The sequence below is a fragment of the Nocardia sp. NPDC051756 genome (assembly GCF_040681495.1).
GTDB lineage: Bacteria > Actinomycetota > Actinomycetes > Mycobacteriales > Mycobacteriaceae > Nocardia.
In genome coordinates this window covers 780,190-796,328 of record NZ_JBFAYV010000003.1, presented here as the reverse complement: position 1 = coordinate 796,328, position 16,139 = coordinate 780,190, and the positions used below count along the sequence as shown (strand labels likewise).

At 65.8% G+C, this 16,139-nt stretch carries 14 protein-coding genes; 9 read left to right on the top strand and 5 right to left on the bottom strand.

What is annotated here, in order from left to right:
- Window positions 1–18: 18 nt before the first annotated feature.
- A complete protein-coding gene (locus AB0M22_RS15235) occupies window positions 19–735 on the bottom strand; it encodes a glyoxalase (protein ID WP_364725986.1) in 717 nt (238 codons plus the stop codon).
- Window positions 736–895: 160 nt separating this feature from the next.
- Between AB0M22_RS15235 and AB0M22_RS15230 the strand changes: the two genes are divergently transcribed.
- The 4 genes from AB0M22_RS15230 to AB0M22_RS15215 all read left to right on the top strand — a co-directional run bounded on the left by AB0M22_RS15230 (window position 896) and on the right by AB0M22_RS15215 (window position 5,832).
- Window positions 896–1,618 (top strand): GntR family transcriptional regulator, encoded by a 723-nt coding sequence (locus AB0M22_RS15230; RefSeq protein WP_364725983.1) that lies wholly within the window; start codon window positions 896–898, stop codon window positions 1,616–1,618.
- A gap of 23 nt (window positions 1,619–1,641) precedes the next feature.
- Entirely contained in the window at window positions 1,642–2,358 is a 717-nt protein-coding gene (locus tag AB0M22_RS15225; protein ID WP_364725980.1) for a sterol desaturase family protein, read from the top strand.
- 193 nt (window positions 2,359–2,551) lie between these two features.
- A complete protein-coding gene (locus AB0M22_RS15220; protein WP_364725977.1) occupies window positions 2,552–3,520 on the top strand; it encodes a hypothetical protein in 969 nt (322 codons plus the stop codon).
- 65 nt (window positions 3,521–3,585) lie between these two features.
- Complete coding sequence (locus tag AB0M22_RS15215) at window positions 3,586–5,832, top strand: heavy metal translocating P-type ATPase (protein ID WP_364725974.1); 2,247 nt, start codon at window positions 3,586–3,588, stop codon at window positions 5,830–5,832.
- A 291-nt stretch (window positions 5,833–6,123) separates the two neighbouring features.
- Here the strand turns inward: AB0M22_RS15215 and AB0M22_RS15210 are convergent, their stop codons facing one another.
- Entirely contained in the window at window positions 6,124–7,014 is an 891-nt protein-coding gene (locus tag AB0M22_RS15210; RefSeq protein WP_364725970.1) for an SDR family oxidoreductase, read from the bottom strand.
- A gap of 86 nt (window positions 7,015–7,100) precedes the next feature.
- On the opposite strand from AB0M22_RS15210, the gene AB0M22_RS15205 reads away from it, so the two are divergent.
- From AB0M22_RS15205 to AB0M22_RS15195, 3 genes are all read left to right on the top strand, one after another.
- A complete protein-coding gene (locus AB0M22_RS15205) occupies window positions 7,101–7,970 on the top strand; it encodes a helix-turn-helix domain-containing protein (RefSeq protein ID WP_364725967.1) in 870 nt (289 codons plus the stop codon).
- Between the two features lie 476 nt (window positions 7,971–8,446).
- Window positions 8,447–9,109 carry a hypothetical protein gene (locus AB0M22_RS15200; RefSeq protein WP_364725964.1) on the top strand — a complete coding sequence of 221 codons (663 nt, stop codon included), beginning with the start codon at window positions 8,447–8,449 and terminating at the stop codon, window positions 9,107–9,109.
- Window positions 9,102–11,360: an N-6 DNA methylase gene (locus AB0M22_RS15195; protein WP_364725961.1), complete on the top strand. Its 2,259-nt coding sequence runs from the start codon at window positions 9,102–9,104 to the stop codon at window positions 11,358–11,360. Before AB0M22_RS15200 ends, AB0M22_RS15195 begins: the two co-directional genes overlap by 8 nt.
- A gap of 212 nt (window positions 11,361–11,572) precedes the next feature.
- Here AB0M22_RS15195 and AB0M22_RS15190 read toward each other — a convergent pair whose 3' ends face one another.
- Both AB0M22_RS15190 and AB0M22_RS15185 read right to left on the bottom strand, forming a co-directional pair.
- Window positions 11,573–12,343 carry a lysophospholipid acyltransferase family protein gene (locus AB0M22_RS15190; RefSeq protein WP_364725958.1) on the bottom strand — a complete coding sequence of 257 codons (771 nt, stop codon included), beginning with the start codon at window positions 12,341–12,343 and terminating at the stop codon, window positions 11,573–11,575.
- Window positions 12,344–12,357: 14 nt separating this feature from the next.
- A complete protein-coding gene (locus AB0M22_RS15185) occupies window positions 12,358–13,104 on the bottom strand; it encodes a lysophospholipid acyltransferase family protein (protein WP_364725955.1) in 747 nt (248 codons plus the stop codon).
- Between the two features lie 187 nt (window positions 13,105–13,291).
- Here AB0M22_RS15185 and AB0M22_RS15180 point away from each other — a divergent pair, with 187 nt between their 5' ends.
- Complete coding sequence (locus AB0M22_RS15180; RefSeq protein WP_364725952.1) at window positions 13,292–14,098, top strand: hypothetical protein; 807 nt, start codon at window positions 13,292–13,294, stop codon at window positions 14,096–14,098.
- A gap of 76 nt (window positions 14,099–14,174) precedes the next feature.
- Window positions 14,175–15,710, top strand: coding sequence for a Rieske 2Fe-2S domain-containing protein (locus tag AB0M22_RS15175; RefSeq protein ID WP_364725949.1), 1,536 nt, complete (start codon window positions 14,175–14,177; stop codon window positions 15,708–15,710).
- A gap of 59 nt (window positions 15,711–15,769) precedes the next feature.
- Here the strand turns inward: AB0M22_RS15175 and AB0M22_RS15170 are convergent, their stop codons facing one another.
- The gene (locus AB0M22_RS15170) at window positions 15,770–16,108 is read right to left on the bottom strand and encodes a calmodulin (RefSeq protein WP_364725947.1); all 339 of its coding nucleotides are present in this window, start codon (window positions 16,106–16,108) and stop codon (window positions 15,770–15,772) included.
- Between the last annotated feature and the right edge of the window lie 31 nt (window positions 16,109–16,139).

Sequence of the window (16,139 nt, the reverse complement as noted above, 5' to 3'; positions counted from 1 at the left end):
GACGACCGGTGTGCGTGCTCAGGATTCATCCGCGAGCCATTGGTGCAGATCGGTGACCGATTGCAGTTCTGCGGCGATCGCGGATCGGTCGGCTGTGGTGAGGGGCAGGGTGGCGATTTCGGTGGTCAGTTGGGTGGCTCGGGCGGGATTGCCGGTGGCGGCGGCTATTTCGGCGAGCATGGCCAGGGCACGGGCTCGGTCGGCGGGGGTTGCGGTTGCGGCGTGGCGGCGTAGGGCGGTTTCGAGGATGCGGGTGGCGGCGTCGTCGTCGTTCTTGAATTCGCGGTAGTTGCGGGCGTTGTCGAGGGCGCGGGGGAGGCCGGAGAGTTCTTGGGCGCCGCCGTATTTCAGTTTCGGGATGGTGTGCTGCAAGTAGATGACGGAGTTGCCGACCGGGTCGACGACGGTGAATCGGGTTTGGCCTGGGCGGAATCGGGTGATCCGGGGCAGGCCGCGGGCGGGTACCCGGCCGTAGCGGGCGCGCAGGGCGGCGCTGAATTCCGCGTGCCAGTCGGCCAATTCGTCCACCTTGACCAGGCAGCTGATGTACGCCTGCTCGGCGCTCAGGTCTTTCGGCGTCGGCCCGAAGTGCAGTTCGAATCCGTCGCGCTGCACCTCGCCGTACGTGTATGGCCGGGTCATCTCCCGGGTGACCGTGTAGCCAAGTGTGCGATAGAAATCCAAGGTCGCCGGCAGATCGCCGCCCCAGAGCTGCGGTATCGAAATGCTCACCATCTGTGCCTCCCCTTGCTGATCGAGTCCGAAATCGACCGTACGGATCAGCAACGGTCCCGCGCCTATGCCAATTTCAGTGATCTAGGTCACGCCCTCGCGGGGACAGGTGAATTGGTCTGACCACTTGACCTCCTGACCTATCTGGGCGCAGAGTGGGGCTATGGCGTTGCAACCAGTGGTCAAGCGGTCGGTGTCGGGGGATGTCTTCGAGCAGATCGCGGCGGATGTATTGAGCGGGGAGCTGGCGCCGGGGGCGACGTTGCCCAGCGAGCGGCAGCTGGCCGAGGCGCTGGGGGTATCGCGGCCTGCGGTGCGGGAGGCATTGCAGCGGCTGGCGGCGGCCGGGTTGGTCGCGGTGCGGCAGGGAGATGCGACGACCGTGCTGGATTACCGGCGCGGGGCGGGGCTGGAGGTTTTGCCACGACTGCTGGTGCAGGCCGGGGAATTGGATCCGGCGGTGGCGCGCAGCATTTTGGAGGCGCGACTGCACAACGCGCCGAAGGTGGCCGAGCTGGCCGCCGTCCGGTTGGGCGCGACGGATTCCGCGGCGGTCGGCGCGGCACTCGCCGGCAGCGTGGATGCGCTTGCCGCGGAAGCAGATCCGGTGGCGCAGCAGCGGCATGCGATGCAGTTCTGGGATCACGTGGTCGACGCGGCCGACTCGATCGTGTTCCGGCTGATGTTCAACATGCTGCGCGCCGCGTATGAACCGGCGCTCGTGGCGCTGGCCCCGATCATGTCCGCCGAGGTGGGCAATGTCGAGGCCTATCGCGCACTGGCCGCCGCCATCGTGGCGGGCCGGCCACAAGAGGCCGCCGATATCGCCCGGGCCTTGCTCGAGCCGGCGACCACCGCACTGATCGGCGTCCTCGGCGGACACTGATCACGTTTCACCTAGGAATCACGATGACGAAACCCCCTTCCTCCGAGCAGGATTCGGTCGAGCAGACCGCCCGCGCCCGGGTGCGCAACGACGAACGGGCACTGCGCCGCGGCCTCACGCTCGGCGCGGCCTTCCGCGAATTCCTCCGCCATCCCTCGCCGTGGCTGATCGGCCTCACGCTGATCGCGGCCCTGGTCGGCCGAATCCTGGTCGGCGACTGGCAATTGACCGACGCGCTGGTGCCCGCGGCGATGCTCGCGGTGTTCCCGGTCTTCGAATGGATCGTGCACGTCACCGTATTGCATTGGCGGCCAAGGCAACTCGGCCCGATCGCGATCGACAGCGAGCTGGCTCGCAAACACCGTGAGCACCATGTCGATCCGCGCGACATCCCGCTGATCTTCATCCCGACCAAGACCCTGTCGGTGCTGGTGGTCGTCCTGATCGCGCTGGGCGTCTTCGCATTCCCCCGCCTCGGCCTCGGCCTGACCTTCCTGCTCGCCATCACGATCCTCGGCCTCGGCTACGAGTGGACCCACTACCTGATCCACACCGACTACAAGCCGAAACGCTCGCTCTACCGCGCGGTCTGGCGCAACCACCGCCACCACCACTACAAGAACGAGCACTACTGGTTCACCGTCACCACCTCCGGCACCGCCGACCGCCTCTTCGGCACCCACCCGGACCCCGCCGCGACCGATGCCTCCCCCACCGCTCGCCACCTCCACGCCGGCTGACCTCCGCGCGGCATCGAAAGGCCATCGCCCTAAGGGCGGTGGCCTTTTTCGTGCCGCCATCCGCCACGAAACCGCTGTGACCAGGGGCACTCCGATCGCGCCTGAAGAAGTTCTTGACTGAATACCCTAGGGGGGTATGGTAGCTATAGAAGGAACGGCAGCCGCCGACGTCAGACCCGAAACGGAGCATCCGATGAACGCCACCACCAAGTTCGCGGGCTTCGCCCTCGGCCTGGCCGCCGTCTTCGGCATCGCCCTCGCCACCGGCGCGGTGCTCGGTCCCGATCCCGCCGCCCCCGAATCACACGCTCACGAGGACGAGTCCGCGGCCCCGTCCGACCACGCACCTGGAGGAATGATGGCCACCGAGAACGGATACACCCTGCGGCTCGACACCGCGCTCACCAGCGCGGCGCCGAACGTTGCGCTGCGGTTCCGCATCCTGGATCGGGACGGTGCACCGGTCACTCGATACCAGCGCAATCACGACAAGGACCTGCACCTGATCGTGGTCCGGCGCGATATGGCCGCCTTCCAGCACGTGCACCCGGTCCTCGGCGGCGACGGAACCTGGAGCGTCCCACTGGATCTCACCCGCGCGGGCGACTACCGGGTGTTCGCCGACTTCATCCCGGCGGGCGGCGAGAACCTGACCCTCGGTACGGACCTGCGGGTCGCGGGTAACTTCGACCCGCAGCCGCTGCCGCGCGCGGCGACCACCGCCACGGTCGGCGGCTACACCGTCACCCTGGACGGCACCGTCGCCGCCGGGCAGGCCTCGAAGGTCACGCTCTCGGTGAGCCGCGACGGCAAGCCGGTCACCGATCTGGAGCCCTACCTGGCCGCGTACGGTCACCTGGTCGCGCTGCGCACCGCCGACCTCGCCTACCTGCACGTTCACCCGGACGGCCACCCCGGCGACGGTGTCACCCCGGCCGGGCCCGGCATCACCTTCTATGTGACCGCGCCGAGCACGGGCGACTACCGGTTGTTCCTCGACTTCCAGCACGAAGGCGTGGTCCGCACCGCGGAGTTCACGCTGACCGTCGGCCAGGGCTCGGCGGCGGCCGAGCCGGTGAACCACGACGAACACGGCGGCACACCCGCGCCCGAGCCGACCCACGCCGGACACGGGACCCCGGAACCGGCGCACACCCACTGAAGCGCCGCGGTCGCCCCCACACCGGCTGAATCTCCACTACCGTGCCGCACAGAACGGAGCACACGATGACCACCACGACACAACCACCCGGCATCGGGCAGGTCGAACTGGTAATCGGCGGCATGACCTGCGCGTCCTGCGCCAATCGCATCGAGAAGAAGCTGAACAAGCTCGACGGTGTCACGGCGACGGTGAACTACGCGACCGAGAAGGCCCGGGTCGACGTCACCGGCGACGTCTCGCCGGCGGAGCTGATCGCCACGGTCGAGCAGGCCGGCTACAGCGCGACGCTGCCCGCCCCGAAGACCGCGGAAACCGTGGCGGCCGAGGTCGATCCGACCGCGGCGCTGCGCACCCGGCTGCTGGTCTCGCTGGTGCTGACCGTGCCGGTGATCGCGATGGCGATGATTCCCGCGTTGCAGTTCACCAACTGGCAGTGGCTGTCGCTGACGCTGGCCGCGCCGGTCGTGGTGTGGGGCGCGCTGCCGTTCCACCGGGCCGCGCTGACCAACCTGCGGCACGGCACCGCCACCATGGACACGCTGGTATCGATGGGCACCCTCGCGGCGTTCGGCTGGTCGCTGTACGCGCTGTTCTGGGGCACCGCGGGCATGCCGGGGATGAAGCACCCGTTCGAATTCACCATCTCCCGGATGGACGGCACCGGCAGTATCTACCTGGAGGCCGCGGCGGGCGTCACCACGTTCATCCTGGCCGGGCGGTTCTTCGAGGCGCGGTCCAAGCGCCGGGCCGGTGCGGCCCTGCGGGCCTTGCTGGAACTCGGCGCGAAGGAAGTCTCGGTGCTGCGCGACGGGACCGAGCAGCGAATTCCGGTGGAGCAGTTGGCCGTCGGCGATCGGTTCGTGGTTCGTCCCGGAGAGAAGATTGCCACCGACGGTGTGGTGGTGGAGGGTTCGTCCGCGGTCGACGCGTCGATGCTGACCGGTGAGTCGGTGCCGGTGGAGGTCGGGACCGAGGACGCGGTGGTCGGCGCCACGGTGAACGTCGGCGGCCGGATCGTGGTGCGCGCCAGCCGGATCGGGTCGGATACTCAGCTCGCGCAGATGGCGAAGCTGGTCGAGGACGCGCAGATCGGCAAGGCGCAGGCGCAGCGGCTGGCCGATCAGATCTCCGGCTATTTCGTGCCGATCGTGATCGCGCTGTCGGTGGCGACGCTCGGCTTCTGGCTCGGCACCGGCGGTTCCGTCGCGGCCGCCTTCACCGCCGCGGTCGCGGTGCTGATCATCGCCTGCCCGTGCGCCCTCGGGCTGGCCACGCCGACCGCGCTGATGGTCGGCACCGGACGCGGCGCGCAGCTCGGCATCCTGATCAAGGGGCCGGAGGTGCTGGAATCGACCAGGCGGGTGGACACCGTGGTGCTGGACAAGACCGGCACCGTCACCACCGGCCGGATGACCCTGCTGGATGTCGTTGCGGCCGAAGGCGAAGACGCCGACGAGGTGCTGGCACTCGCTGGGGCGCTGGAGGATTCGTCCGAGCACCCGATCGCGCAGGCGATCGCCAAGGGCGCCGGGGAGCAGGCCGGTGCGCTGCGACCGGTCGAGGGCTTCGCGAATATCGAAGGCCTCGGGGTGCAGGGCGTGGTGGACGGGCACGCGGTGGTCGTCGGACGGGCTCGCCTGCTCGCCGACTGGTCACAGCACCTGGATGCCGAGCTGGAGCAGGCCATGCGAGCCGCGGAGGCCGACGGCAAGACCGCGGTGGCGGTGGGCTGGGACGGTAAGGCACGCGGTGTGCTCGTGGTCGCCGATGCGGTGAAACCGACTTCGGCGCAGGCGATTTCACAGTTGCGAGCGCTCGGCCTGACGCCGATCATGCTGACCGGTGACAACGCGGCCGCCGCCGCGGCGATCGCCGCACAGGTCGGCATCGACGAGGTGATCGCGGAGGTGCTGCCGCAGGACAAGGTGGACACGATCAAGCGGCTGCAAGCCGAGGGCAAGGTCGTCGCGATGGTCGGCGACGGCGTCAACGACGCCGCGGCGCTGGCCCAGGCCGACCTCGGCCTGGCCATGGGCACCGGCACCGACGTGGCCATCGAGGCCAGCGACCTCACGCTGGTCCGCGGTGATCTGCGCGCCGCGGTCGACGCGATCCGCCTGGCCCGCCGGACCCTCGGCACGATCAAAGGCAACCTGTTCTGGGCCTTCGCCTACAACGTCGCCGCGATCCCGCTGGCCATGGCCGGCCTGCTGAACCCGATGCTCGCGGGCGCCGCCATGGCGTTCTCGTCGGTCTTCGTGGTCAGCAACAGCCTGCGCCTGCGCACCTTCCGCTCCACCGCGCAGTAACCCCGGAAAACCCGACGGGACGGCACCCACAGGTGTCGTCCCGTTCGGCGTTGCGGGCTACTGCAAGATGCCGCTGTTCCCGAGTGCCATGGCGGCACTTCCCGTGCCCCACGCCGCGGCGGCGCTACCGGTCACACCCAATAGGGCAAGCAGAGCGAGCATGAATTCGACCTTCCATAGAACCATTGATCAGCAAGCGAAAGTTACTGCGGCCCAACAGCACTCCACAATGGTCGCGGCCGGATTCTCGGCAACCTCCCGCGCAATTGCCAGCCGATTCACAGCCGGTGATTACGCGATGGTTCCGCTGCCGCGGGCGGCCCCGATCGGCGCTTCGCGGAACAGCGCGGCATGATCGGCGGCCCACTCGGCGTAGGTGCGGGGTGCGCGGCCGAGGGCCTGGCGGAGATCGTCGGTGACGACGGCGTTGCCGCCGGAGCGGACATACTCCTGACCGGCGAGGGCGCCGTCGATGAACGCCTCGGACAGCCCGGCGGCGCGCATGTGTTCGCGGGCCGCATCGTTCGGCACGTCGACGACCTCCAGCGGTTGGCCGAGCACCTCGGCGAGCACGGCCACCTGGTCCGCGCTGGTCAGCAGTTCCGGGCCGGTCAGGGTGTAGATGCGGCCGGCGTGATCGGACGAGAGCAAGGCCTCGACGGCGAGCGCGGATACGTCGCGCGGATCGATGACACCCTGCTGACCGTTGCCGGTCATGCTGGGCACGGGCCGGCCGTTGCGGATCGCGTCGGCCCAGCTCAGGGTGTTCGAGGCGAAGGAACTCGGGCGCAGGATGGTCCACTCCGCGCCGCTCTGCCGGGCCGCCTGCTCGCCGGGAAGATGCCAGGAACCGATCCGGCCGACCCCTTCTTCACCGGTGCCGATGGCGGAGAGCTTCACGATGCGGCCGACTCCGGCATCCCTCGCGGTCGCGATCATCGTGTGTTCGATGTCGACGTATTCCGGGCCGAGGATGCCGACGATGAACGCGGCGTCGACGCCGGACGTGGCCGCCGCGATCGAGGCCGGGTCGTGGTAATCGCCGCGCACCACCTCGACGCCCGCGGGCAGTTGCGCCTGGACCGGGTCGCGGGTGAGGGCCCGGACCTGCTCGCCGCGCGCCACCAACTGCCGGACGATTTCGCTGCCGATGGTGCCCGTGGCACCGGTGATCAGAATCATGAGACCTACGCTGCCGCCCCGGCCACCGGGTTCTCTAGGAGATTTCGGCACAGCCACGGGGCCGCCGAGTGCATACAGTGGATTCGGTGACCACCCTGCTGCGCACGGCGCCTGTCGTGACCGCCGACCTCGTCGAGGCGACGGCCCCAGCACCCGAATCGTTGCGGCCGTGGTTCACCGAACTCGGACGCATCCCGACCGTGCGCGACCTGGCCGAATCGTTCGCGCACGTCCCGCAGGCCGCGACCACGATCGTGCTGCGCTCGCAGCAGGGCGGCCCGCGCGAGGCGCTCGTCATCGGCCCGCAGACCAAGGCGCTCTACTACCATCCGAGCAAGCCCGCGTCCTGCCTGCGGCTGCGGTTGGCGCACGGCGCGGCCCGGCCGCTGCTCGGCGTGCCCGCAGCGGTGCTCACCGATCGGGTCATCCGGCTCGCCGACCTGCCCGGCGTCGCCGCCGATCTCGCCGGCGAGCTGATCGAACTGAGCGCCGACGAGATTTTCGACTTCCTGGAAGATACTCTGCCGCAACGCATTTCCGAAGACGCGACCCGACGCGCACAACGCGAGGTGCTCCGCTCTGCCGTCGCGGCCCTGTCGGCGGACCCGAACGGCCGCTCCATGCGCGCAGTGGCCGCAGACGTCGCCGTCAGCGAACGCCAACTGCGCAACCTCTTCACCACCGGAATCGGCGTCTCCCCCAAGCATTTCGCGCGCATCGACCGAGTACGCCGCATCGTGACGCAAGTGCGAAACACACCGTCGGCGCAATCACCTTTCAGCACAAGCGATCACGAGTCCAAGACTTCTCTCGCGCAGCTGGCCGCAGACAACGGCTACTTCGACCAATCCCACATGACCGCAGACTTCCGCACCCTCATGGGCGTCCCCCCGCGCTCGTTCCTCCGCGGAGCCGTCCCCACCCCTTCCCCCTGTCGCCCACTAGACCGCATCTGACTACGCGAGTGGCACACTCGATCGCCGCTCACAATCGACTACGTCTCATGGCCTACCCGAAACCGCGACGGCACGACCAGGTTCGCCCGAGCCCCCGGTTACGACTCGATCTGTGAACCATAGCGAGGCGTACAAAGCGAGCAAGCATCGTTTGAGATGAACTGCATCGACAACCAACAGGTATGTGAACTGCGAATTCAAGGCTCAAGAGGTATCGCTGACCACTGCATCGGGCGGTCACGAGTGCAGTTCACAGATTTATGTACGCGGAGTACTTGCACTGCCAGGTGGCGCGCGTTACGCTATGAACACGCCAGTTCGACGTTCCTAATGGGATGGTCCGACACACCTAAGACGAACCGGTCGAGATAAAGCGATGCCCCGGGTGGCGTGCCGAAGCAGAGGCGAACCCGGGGCGTACCCCTGTAGTGTAGCGCAACTTTGCGCTGCCCTGGACCGGATACGAGGCGAGCACAATGGTTACCGAACCCGACTGGATCCGCAGCGCCTTATCGCAGGCGAGGTTCGCGCCCTACTTGGCGAAGGCAGATGGCGACATCGACGCGGCCATTCGGCTGTACTGGTGGAACATCGACATCTCGGCCGCGTTCTACACGCCCCTTCACTGCCTTGAACTAGCTCTCCGCAACTCGCTGCACACCCGACTGACCGACCAGTTCGGACGCCGAGACTGGTGGCTGGTCGCTCAACTGCGTGATCCGGGACTCCAGATGGTGACCAGCGTTCGATGCAAGCGCAACGGGCGTGGATGTGCCTACACCGCCGACGACATCGTGGCGGAGTTGTCCTTCGGATTCTGGGTTTCACTCACCAGCAAAACGTATGACCGCAGTTTGTGGGTGCCGTTCCTACACAGGGCTTTTCCTTTGTATCGCGGGCCGCGCCGGCGCCTGCATGACGACCTGCAAACAATGCGGCTGTTCCGAAACCGGATCATGCATCACGAACCGATCCATCACCGCCATCTGGAGGCTGACCACAAAACAATTCTTCGACTGTTGGGGTATATGTCTCCCAGTATGACCGACCAGTTGAAGTCGTACGATCAGGTCGTACGCACGCTCGGACAGCGGCCCGATCGGACTACGTTGCTGAATCGAGGCGCGACAGATGAGTGACAAAATTAGCTACGTCACTATGAAAGAAATAGCCGAGCTAGCCGAAGTTCGGCTCAGCGCGGTCAGCAACTGGCGGACACGACACTCTGATTTTCCAAAGTCACATGTTGTCTCCGGACAGGAAGCTTACAAGATAGATGACATCACACGTTGGTTAGAACGACGAAAGGTCCCGCGCAACAGGCTTAGGCCGGACGAACAAGCTGATGCCAGCTACGGCGACCGGGTTTCGCGCAACGCGACTTCCGCCGTGGCCACGGGGAGTGGGTCTCATTCGACTCAACGCCCAAAGTTGGAAGGACAGGCTCTGCTGTGGACTGCAGCCGACAAGATGCGCGGTACGCACGACACAGCCACATCCCTCGAAGTATTGCTCGGCTTGGTATACGTCAAATCCCTCCATGCCGATATATGGCGATCGCTGATGGAGGCCCAGGACTGGCTCGAATTCCGCGATCTGCTCGAACGAGTATCGATCCCGTTGGGAGTGGGCAACCAGTCCGTTCCTGTGTTCCGTACGGTGGAGCGCACGCCAGACCTGTCCATTGTCGAAGCCGCGCGCCTACTCGACCACATCGACTTTGACGAGCGTAATTCTGAATTGTCTCCAGGCCGCATCGGCGAAGCCATCCTTGCCAACTTAGAACGAGATCTGGGTCGAGCAGGCGGCCATTTTACTCCACCGGATGTCGCCCGCTGCCTGGTTGAACTACTCGATCCCAGTCCTTCGGACCTTCTGTACGACCCGGTATGCGGATCTGGCGAGTTGCTGAGTGCTGGAGCTCTCCATGCCAACCGCCTCAACGAATCGATGGATGGTTGGCGGGTTTTCGGCCAGACGCCGCTCGAATGGTCATGGCTCACGAGCAAGATGAACCTCGCGCTCCATGGCGTTGAGGCCGACCTAAGCATTCCTAGCAACGCGCTAATTGAGGACAGGTTCCCAGATCAAAAGTTCAGCCGGATCATCGCGAACCCCCCTTTCAACTTGCGAGTAGATCTCCCGCAGACCCGAACATGGCCGTTTGGAGAACCGCCCGCTCACAATGCCAACTTCGCCTGGCTGCAACATGTAGTCACGAAGTTGGAGCCAGGAGGACGAGCGGCAGTGCTCATGCCAGCAGGCGCGGCCTTCATACAAAGCACTATCCGTGAACGCATGGTAGCAGCGGGCGTGATCGAATGTATCATCGCGTTGCCTGCCCAACTATTTAGATTCACCAGCATTTCGACAATGGTATGGGTCCTCCGTGGACATACCACGCCTTCGGCATTCTCGGACATATTGTTTGTCGATGCTCAGGCCCTCGGCGCAATGATCGACCATACGAAACGGCGACTGAGCCCAACTGACATCGAACAAATTGTCACCGAGTATCGCACCTGGCGAGTCGACGTTAGACCGACCGATTTCATCGGAACCGATGGATTCTCGCGAGTTGTCGGTCATGAGGAGATCAGCCGGAATAACTACAACTTGGAGCCAGCCCACTACGTAATTGCGCCCAATCAAAGGCCCAATGCCGCCCAGCTGATCACGGAACTCGAGGCCATGCGGAACGAGTTCGACGATCTCAGCAAGCGTGCCGATATATTGCACTCGACTCTGGACGCTCGCTTAACTGCGGCCGCAGTTGGACATCAGCCGAATAGCAAAGGACAGACTGTCCGGCTTGAGTACCTATGCGACGTGTTGCCAGGGCCGGGAACCGTATCGAGAAGTGGTCGCCAACCGTCCTGGATACCACTGGTACTGCCGCGTAACATCAACAGCAACCAGATTAGTCGCGACGATCTGGACGTCGTACCACCGGAAGTGGCCGAACGAATGACCAGATACCGACTACTTCCCGGGGACATCGTCACCGCGCGTGCAGGCACGCTTGGCCGGTATGGCCGGGTATCGGAAGAACAGTCCGAATGGCTACTCGGTCCTGGGTGTCTTCGACTGCGCCCGAAGACCGAGACGGATGCCGACTACCTGACGTACTACTTGAGCAGCCCTATCGCCCTCGAATGGCTCATGCAGCATGCGACCGGCTCGGTCATACGGCACATCAACACGGCGACAATGCGGCAGATGCCGATCTGGCTTCCGCCGCTTGCGACTCAACGCGCAATCGTCGAGACGCTAGACCCGTTTCAGTCAGCAGCGTCGACGCACAACCAGATCAGCACAATTGCACGAAAGCTTCACAGCACATTGCTAGCGATGCTGATGTCACCCGCCACGGAATCCGAGATCCAGTAGCCGAGACACAATTTTCAACTATGACCACTGTGGGGGCTGCTCTCGATACAGCCACGATGCCGCTCGTCGCCGCCTTCGGCTGGCATGCACGCGTATTGGTGAGTGGCACACAGGGCGGGACCTACTCGACCGATGCCACGATCAGGTCCCGCTCGTGGTCCGTCCGGTGATCGAGCAGGCACCATCGAGCGTCCACTCGATGTTTCGCGCAGCTATGTCCCGCTCGACGATCCGGGCTTCGGGGGTTGGGACTTGGCTCGGCGGCGGGCCAGTTCTTCCTGTTCCAGGACGGCGGCTTCGGTAGGGGTGGGGGCGGTGCCGCCCAGGCGGGCGGGGACCCAGCGGGCGCCGGGTTCCATGGGGTAATCGTGTTGGGCCTGGGTGAGCAGGGCGCTCATGGACGCGCGGAGGGTGGCGGTGAGTGCTTCCGGGGGTTCGGCGGGTGGGATGGGTTCGCCGATGCGGATGTTGATCGGGAAGTTGTGCCTGCCCAGCTGTTTCGGGATGTCTTTGGTCCAGACGCGGTGTGCGCCCCAGATGGCCAGGGGAATGATCGGGACGCCGGCTTCGATGGCCATGCGGGCGGCGCCGGACTTGAAGTCCTTGAGTTCGAAGCTGCGGCTGATGGTCGCCTCGGGATAGACCACCACTAGTTCGCCGTCGCGCAGCGCGTCGACCGCCCGGCTGTAGGACTCGGCGCCCGCGGTCCGGTCGACGCCGATGGCCTTGCAGTGCTTCATCAGGAAGCCGACGATGCCGTGCTCGAGCTCGGCCTTCATCATGTAGCGGACGTTGCGGCCGGACTTGCGCCCGACCAGTCCGACCTCCATGAAGTCCAGGTACGCGGTGTGATTCACGGCCAGCACCGCGCCGCCCGAACGCGGGATCCGGTGCTGATCGGCGATGTCGATCCGCAGCCCCTGCACCGTGAAGATGGTGCGCACCAAGCCGGTGAGGACGTCGTAAACCGGTTCCCGAGCCATCCGAATCTCCGCTGCTACGAGGCCGTCTTCTTCCGCGCGGCCTTTTCCGCGGCCTCGGCGGCGTCGAGCGCGTCGGCCTCCTCCAGGGTAGGAGCGCTGCCGCCGAGGCGAGCCGGTACCCAGTACGCGCCCGCCTCGTGGGGGTAGTCCTTTTGCAGGTCGAGCAGCATTTCCTGCATGGTGGTGCGGAGTTTTGCGGTCAGCTCGGACGCGGGCTCGAACGGGTCGATCGGCGCGCCGACGGCGATGGAGATCGGAGTGTTGGTGCGGCCCAGGCGCTTCGGGAAGCCCTTGGTCCACACCCGCTGCGCGCCCCAGATGACGATCGGGATGATCGGCACGCCGGACTCGATGGCCATCCGCGCGGCGCCGGACTTGAAGTCCTTGATCTCGAAACTGCGGCTGATCGTCGCCTCGGGGTACACGCCGACGAGTTCGCCGCGTTGCAGGTACTCGACGGCGGCCTTGTAGGAGTCCGCGCCGGCGCCCCGGTCGACCGGAATGTGCTTGAGCGCGCGCATGATCGGGCCGGAGATCTTGTCGTCGAAGACCTCTTTCTTGGCCATGAACCGGATGTAGCGCTTGGGCGTGCGCACCGGCAGCCCCGCATAGGTGAAGTCCATGTACCCGGTGTGGTTGACCGCGAGCACGGCACCACCCCGCGCGGGGATATGTTCAGCGCCCTTGACGGTGAACTTCAGGCCTTCGACGAAGAAGACGGTACGGGCAAGGCCGATGATCGTCCGGTAGACGGGTTCCACAATTCCGCTAGCGTAGTCGCTGACTGTCCCATCCGGCAGTGGGCCGCTGCTTTATGGGTCACACCGGGTCCGGGACGGCCCGTCACACGCTGTAGAGAAGAGGATCGTCGAAGTGGAATGCGCCCGTCCGAATTCATCTGGACGCGACCGGTCCGCGTCCCACCTTCGACGAGTGATGCTCGGCGGCTTGGCGATCACCGGGGCGTTCGCGCTGGCCGGCTGCGATTCCGTGGTCGGCATCCCGAACGACGAGCCGGCCGTGGTCGCGACCACGAGCACGACGCCGCCCGCCGCGGTCCCGTCCACCCAGCTGGTTCCGCCGACCTCGGCCACGGTTGCCGCCGCGCCGACCACCGGTACGGTCGCCGAAGTGCCTGCCGCCGTGCAGCGTTGGGCCGCGGACCTGAAGACCGAGACCGTCGCGCAGCTGCAGGCCAAATGCTGGACCATCGCGCCGCGCAACGTGGCCGAGATGTACGCCGACGACCAGCCCATCCTGGCCGCCCTCGCCCAGCCGGGCACCGCGACCAAGGACGCGATCACCTGGAAGACCCGCAGCACCACCGTCGCCGTCGACCGGGCCGCGCTGGACACCGGTTACGCCTGCCCGCGGGTCGCCACGGCGGGCGCGGACATCGACTACAACGAGGCCGACGCCCGGCACACGGTGCGGCGCTACCTGGCCCGATTCGTCGGCACACCGCTCGACGCCGCCGACAAGGAGGGCGCCTATCCGCTGGTCTGCAAGGCCGCACCGGCGACCTGGGATCCTACCGGCACCGGCAAGGCGATCGCCGCGCCGCTGGCCGACAACCCGGGGAAGCTGACCGGCGTCACCAAGTTCGCCGACCAGGAGATCAGCTCCGAGCGACTACCCGGGGACTATCTGGCCGTCGAAGTTCCGGTGACCAACTCCGCCGGGGTCACCAAGTCCCGCACCTTCACCCTGACCGCCGGCGCGCAGGGCTACTGCATCGGTGACGTTTCGCCGTAACCGACGCACCGCGAGCGGCGGCAGTTCGACCCGAGCCATTACCCTGGGTGGCTGGTAACGGTAGGAGGAGCAGCTCGTGCAGATCACCAGCGTCGGACACGCCGGATTCCACATCCGCACCGCGGCGGGGTCGATCCTTTGCGACCCCTGGGTCAACCCCGCGTACTTCGCGTCGTGGTTCCCGTTTCCCGACAACACCCAGCTGGACTGGGACGAGCTGGGCAATTGCGATTTCCTCTACGTCTCGCATCTGCACCGCGACCACTTCGACGCGGAGAACCTGGCCAAGCACGTCAACAAGGACGCGACCGTGCTGCTGCCGGACTACCCGGTGCCGGATCTGAAGCGCGAGCTCGAGCAGCTCGGCTTCCACAAGTTCTTCGAGACCGAGGACTCGGTCAAGCACACGATCAGCGGTAACGGCGCCGAGCTGGACATCATGATCATCGCGTTGCGCGCGCCGGCCGACGGGCCGATCGGCGACTCCGGGCTGGTCGTCTCCGACGGCGAGACCACGTGCTTCAACATGAACGACGCCCGTCCGGTCGATATGGACGTGCTGCACGACTCGTTCGGCCACATCGACATCCACCTGCTGCAGTACTCGGGCGCGATCTGGTACCCGATGGTCTACGACATCCCGAGCCGGACCAAGTCGAACTTCGGCAAGCAGAAGCGCCAGCGCGGCATGGACCGCTGCCGCAGCTACATCGAGCAGGTCGGGGCCACCTGGGTGGTGCCGTCGGCCGGGCCGCCGGTGTTCCTGGACGACGAGCTGCGCTACCTGAACGACGATCGCGGCGACGAGGGCAACATCTTCCCGGATCAGATGGTGTTCCTGGATCAGATGAAGATCCACGGCAACGCGGGCGGGATCCTGATGATCCCCGGTTCCGTCGCCGACGTGCGCGGCGCCGAGCTGGAGCTGACCCACCCGTTCGAGCCCGGCCTGATCTACGACAACAAGGCCGAATACATCGAGCTGATGGCGCAGCGGCTCGCGCCGGTGCTCGCGGCCGAAAAGGCTTCCTGGGCAACGGGTGACGAGCCGTTGCTGGAACCGCTGAAGGCGCTGTTCGAGCCGATCATGGCGCAGAGCGACCTGATCTGCGACGGCATCGGCTACCCCGTCGGCCTGGTGATCGGCGAGGAGACCGTGGTGCTGGACTTCCCCAAGCGGGTGGTGCGCGGGGCCATCGAGGGAGAAGGCAAGTACCGCTACGGTTTCCGCATCGCTCCCGAACTGGTGCGCACGGTGCTGCGGGACAACGAACCCGACTGGGTGAACACCATTTTCCTGTCCACCCGCTTCCAGGCGTGGCGGATCGGCGGCTACAACGAATTCCTCTACACCTTCTTCAAATGCCTCACCGACGAGCGGATCGCCTACGCCGACGGCTGGTTCTCCGAGGCGCACGACGATTCCGCCTCGACCGAACTGGCCGGGTGGGAAGTTCAGCGCCGGTGCCCGCACCTCAAGGCGGATCTGTCGAAATTCGGTGTGATCGAGGGCAATACGCTGACCTGCAACCTGCACGGCTGGCAATGGGATCTGGAATCGGGTCGATGCAAAACGTCCAAGGGTCATGAATTGCGGTCGCGGAAACTCTGAGCGCATCGGACCGGGTCGGTCCCTTTCGGCACCGACCCGGAATTCGCTATTTCAAGTGATCAGGATTTGACCTCCCTGGTGAGCCGTGAGGACCATGGGCACCAGAAACAGCCTGGCAGGAAGGCTCCACAGGCCTCGTCGAGATGATCGTCGACGTAGCTGATGCTGGCGTCGCAGACCTCGATGGCCATGGTGAAGAAGGTGACCGTGTCCGAGTCCAGGTGGAAACTCCAGCCCGGGTTGTAATCGACCGACTGCTTGCGGATGCGACCCATGACATGGATCGACATCGTTTCCTCGCCGCTGAGAATCCGGCGTGCCTCTGCGATACGCGCTTCGTTGGTCAATCTGACCACGAATTCCTTGCCGGAGTAATCCGTGAATGCGAAGTCTGCCATGATATTTCACCTCGAAGGGTCGACCGATGGA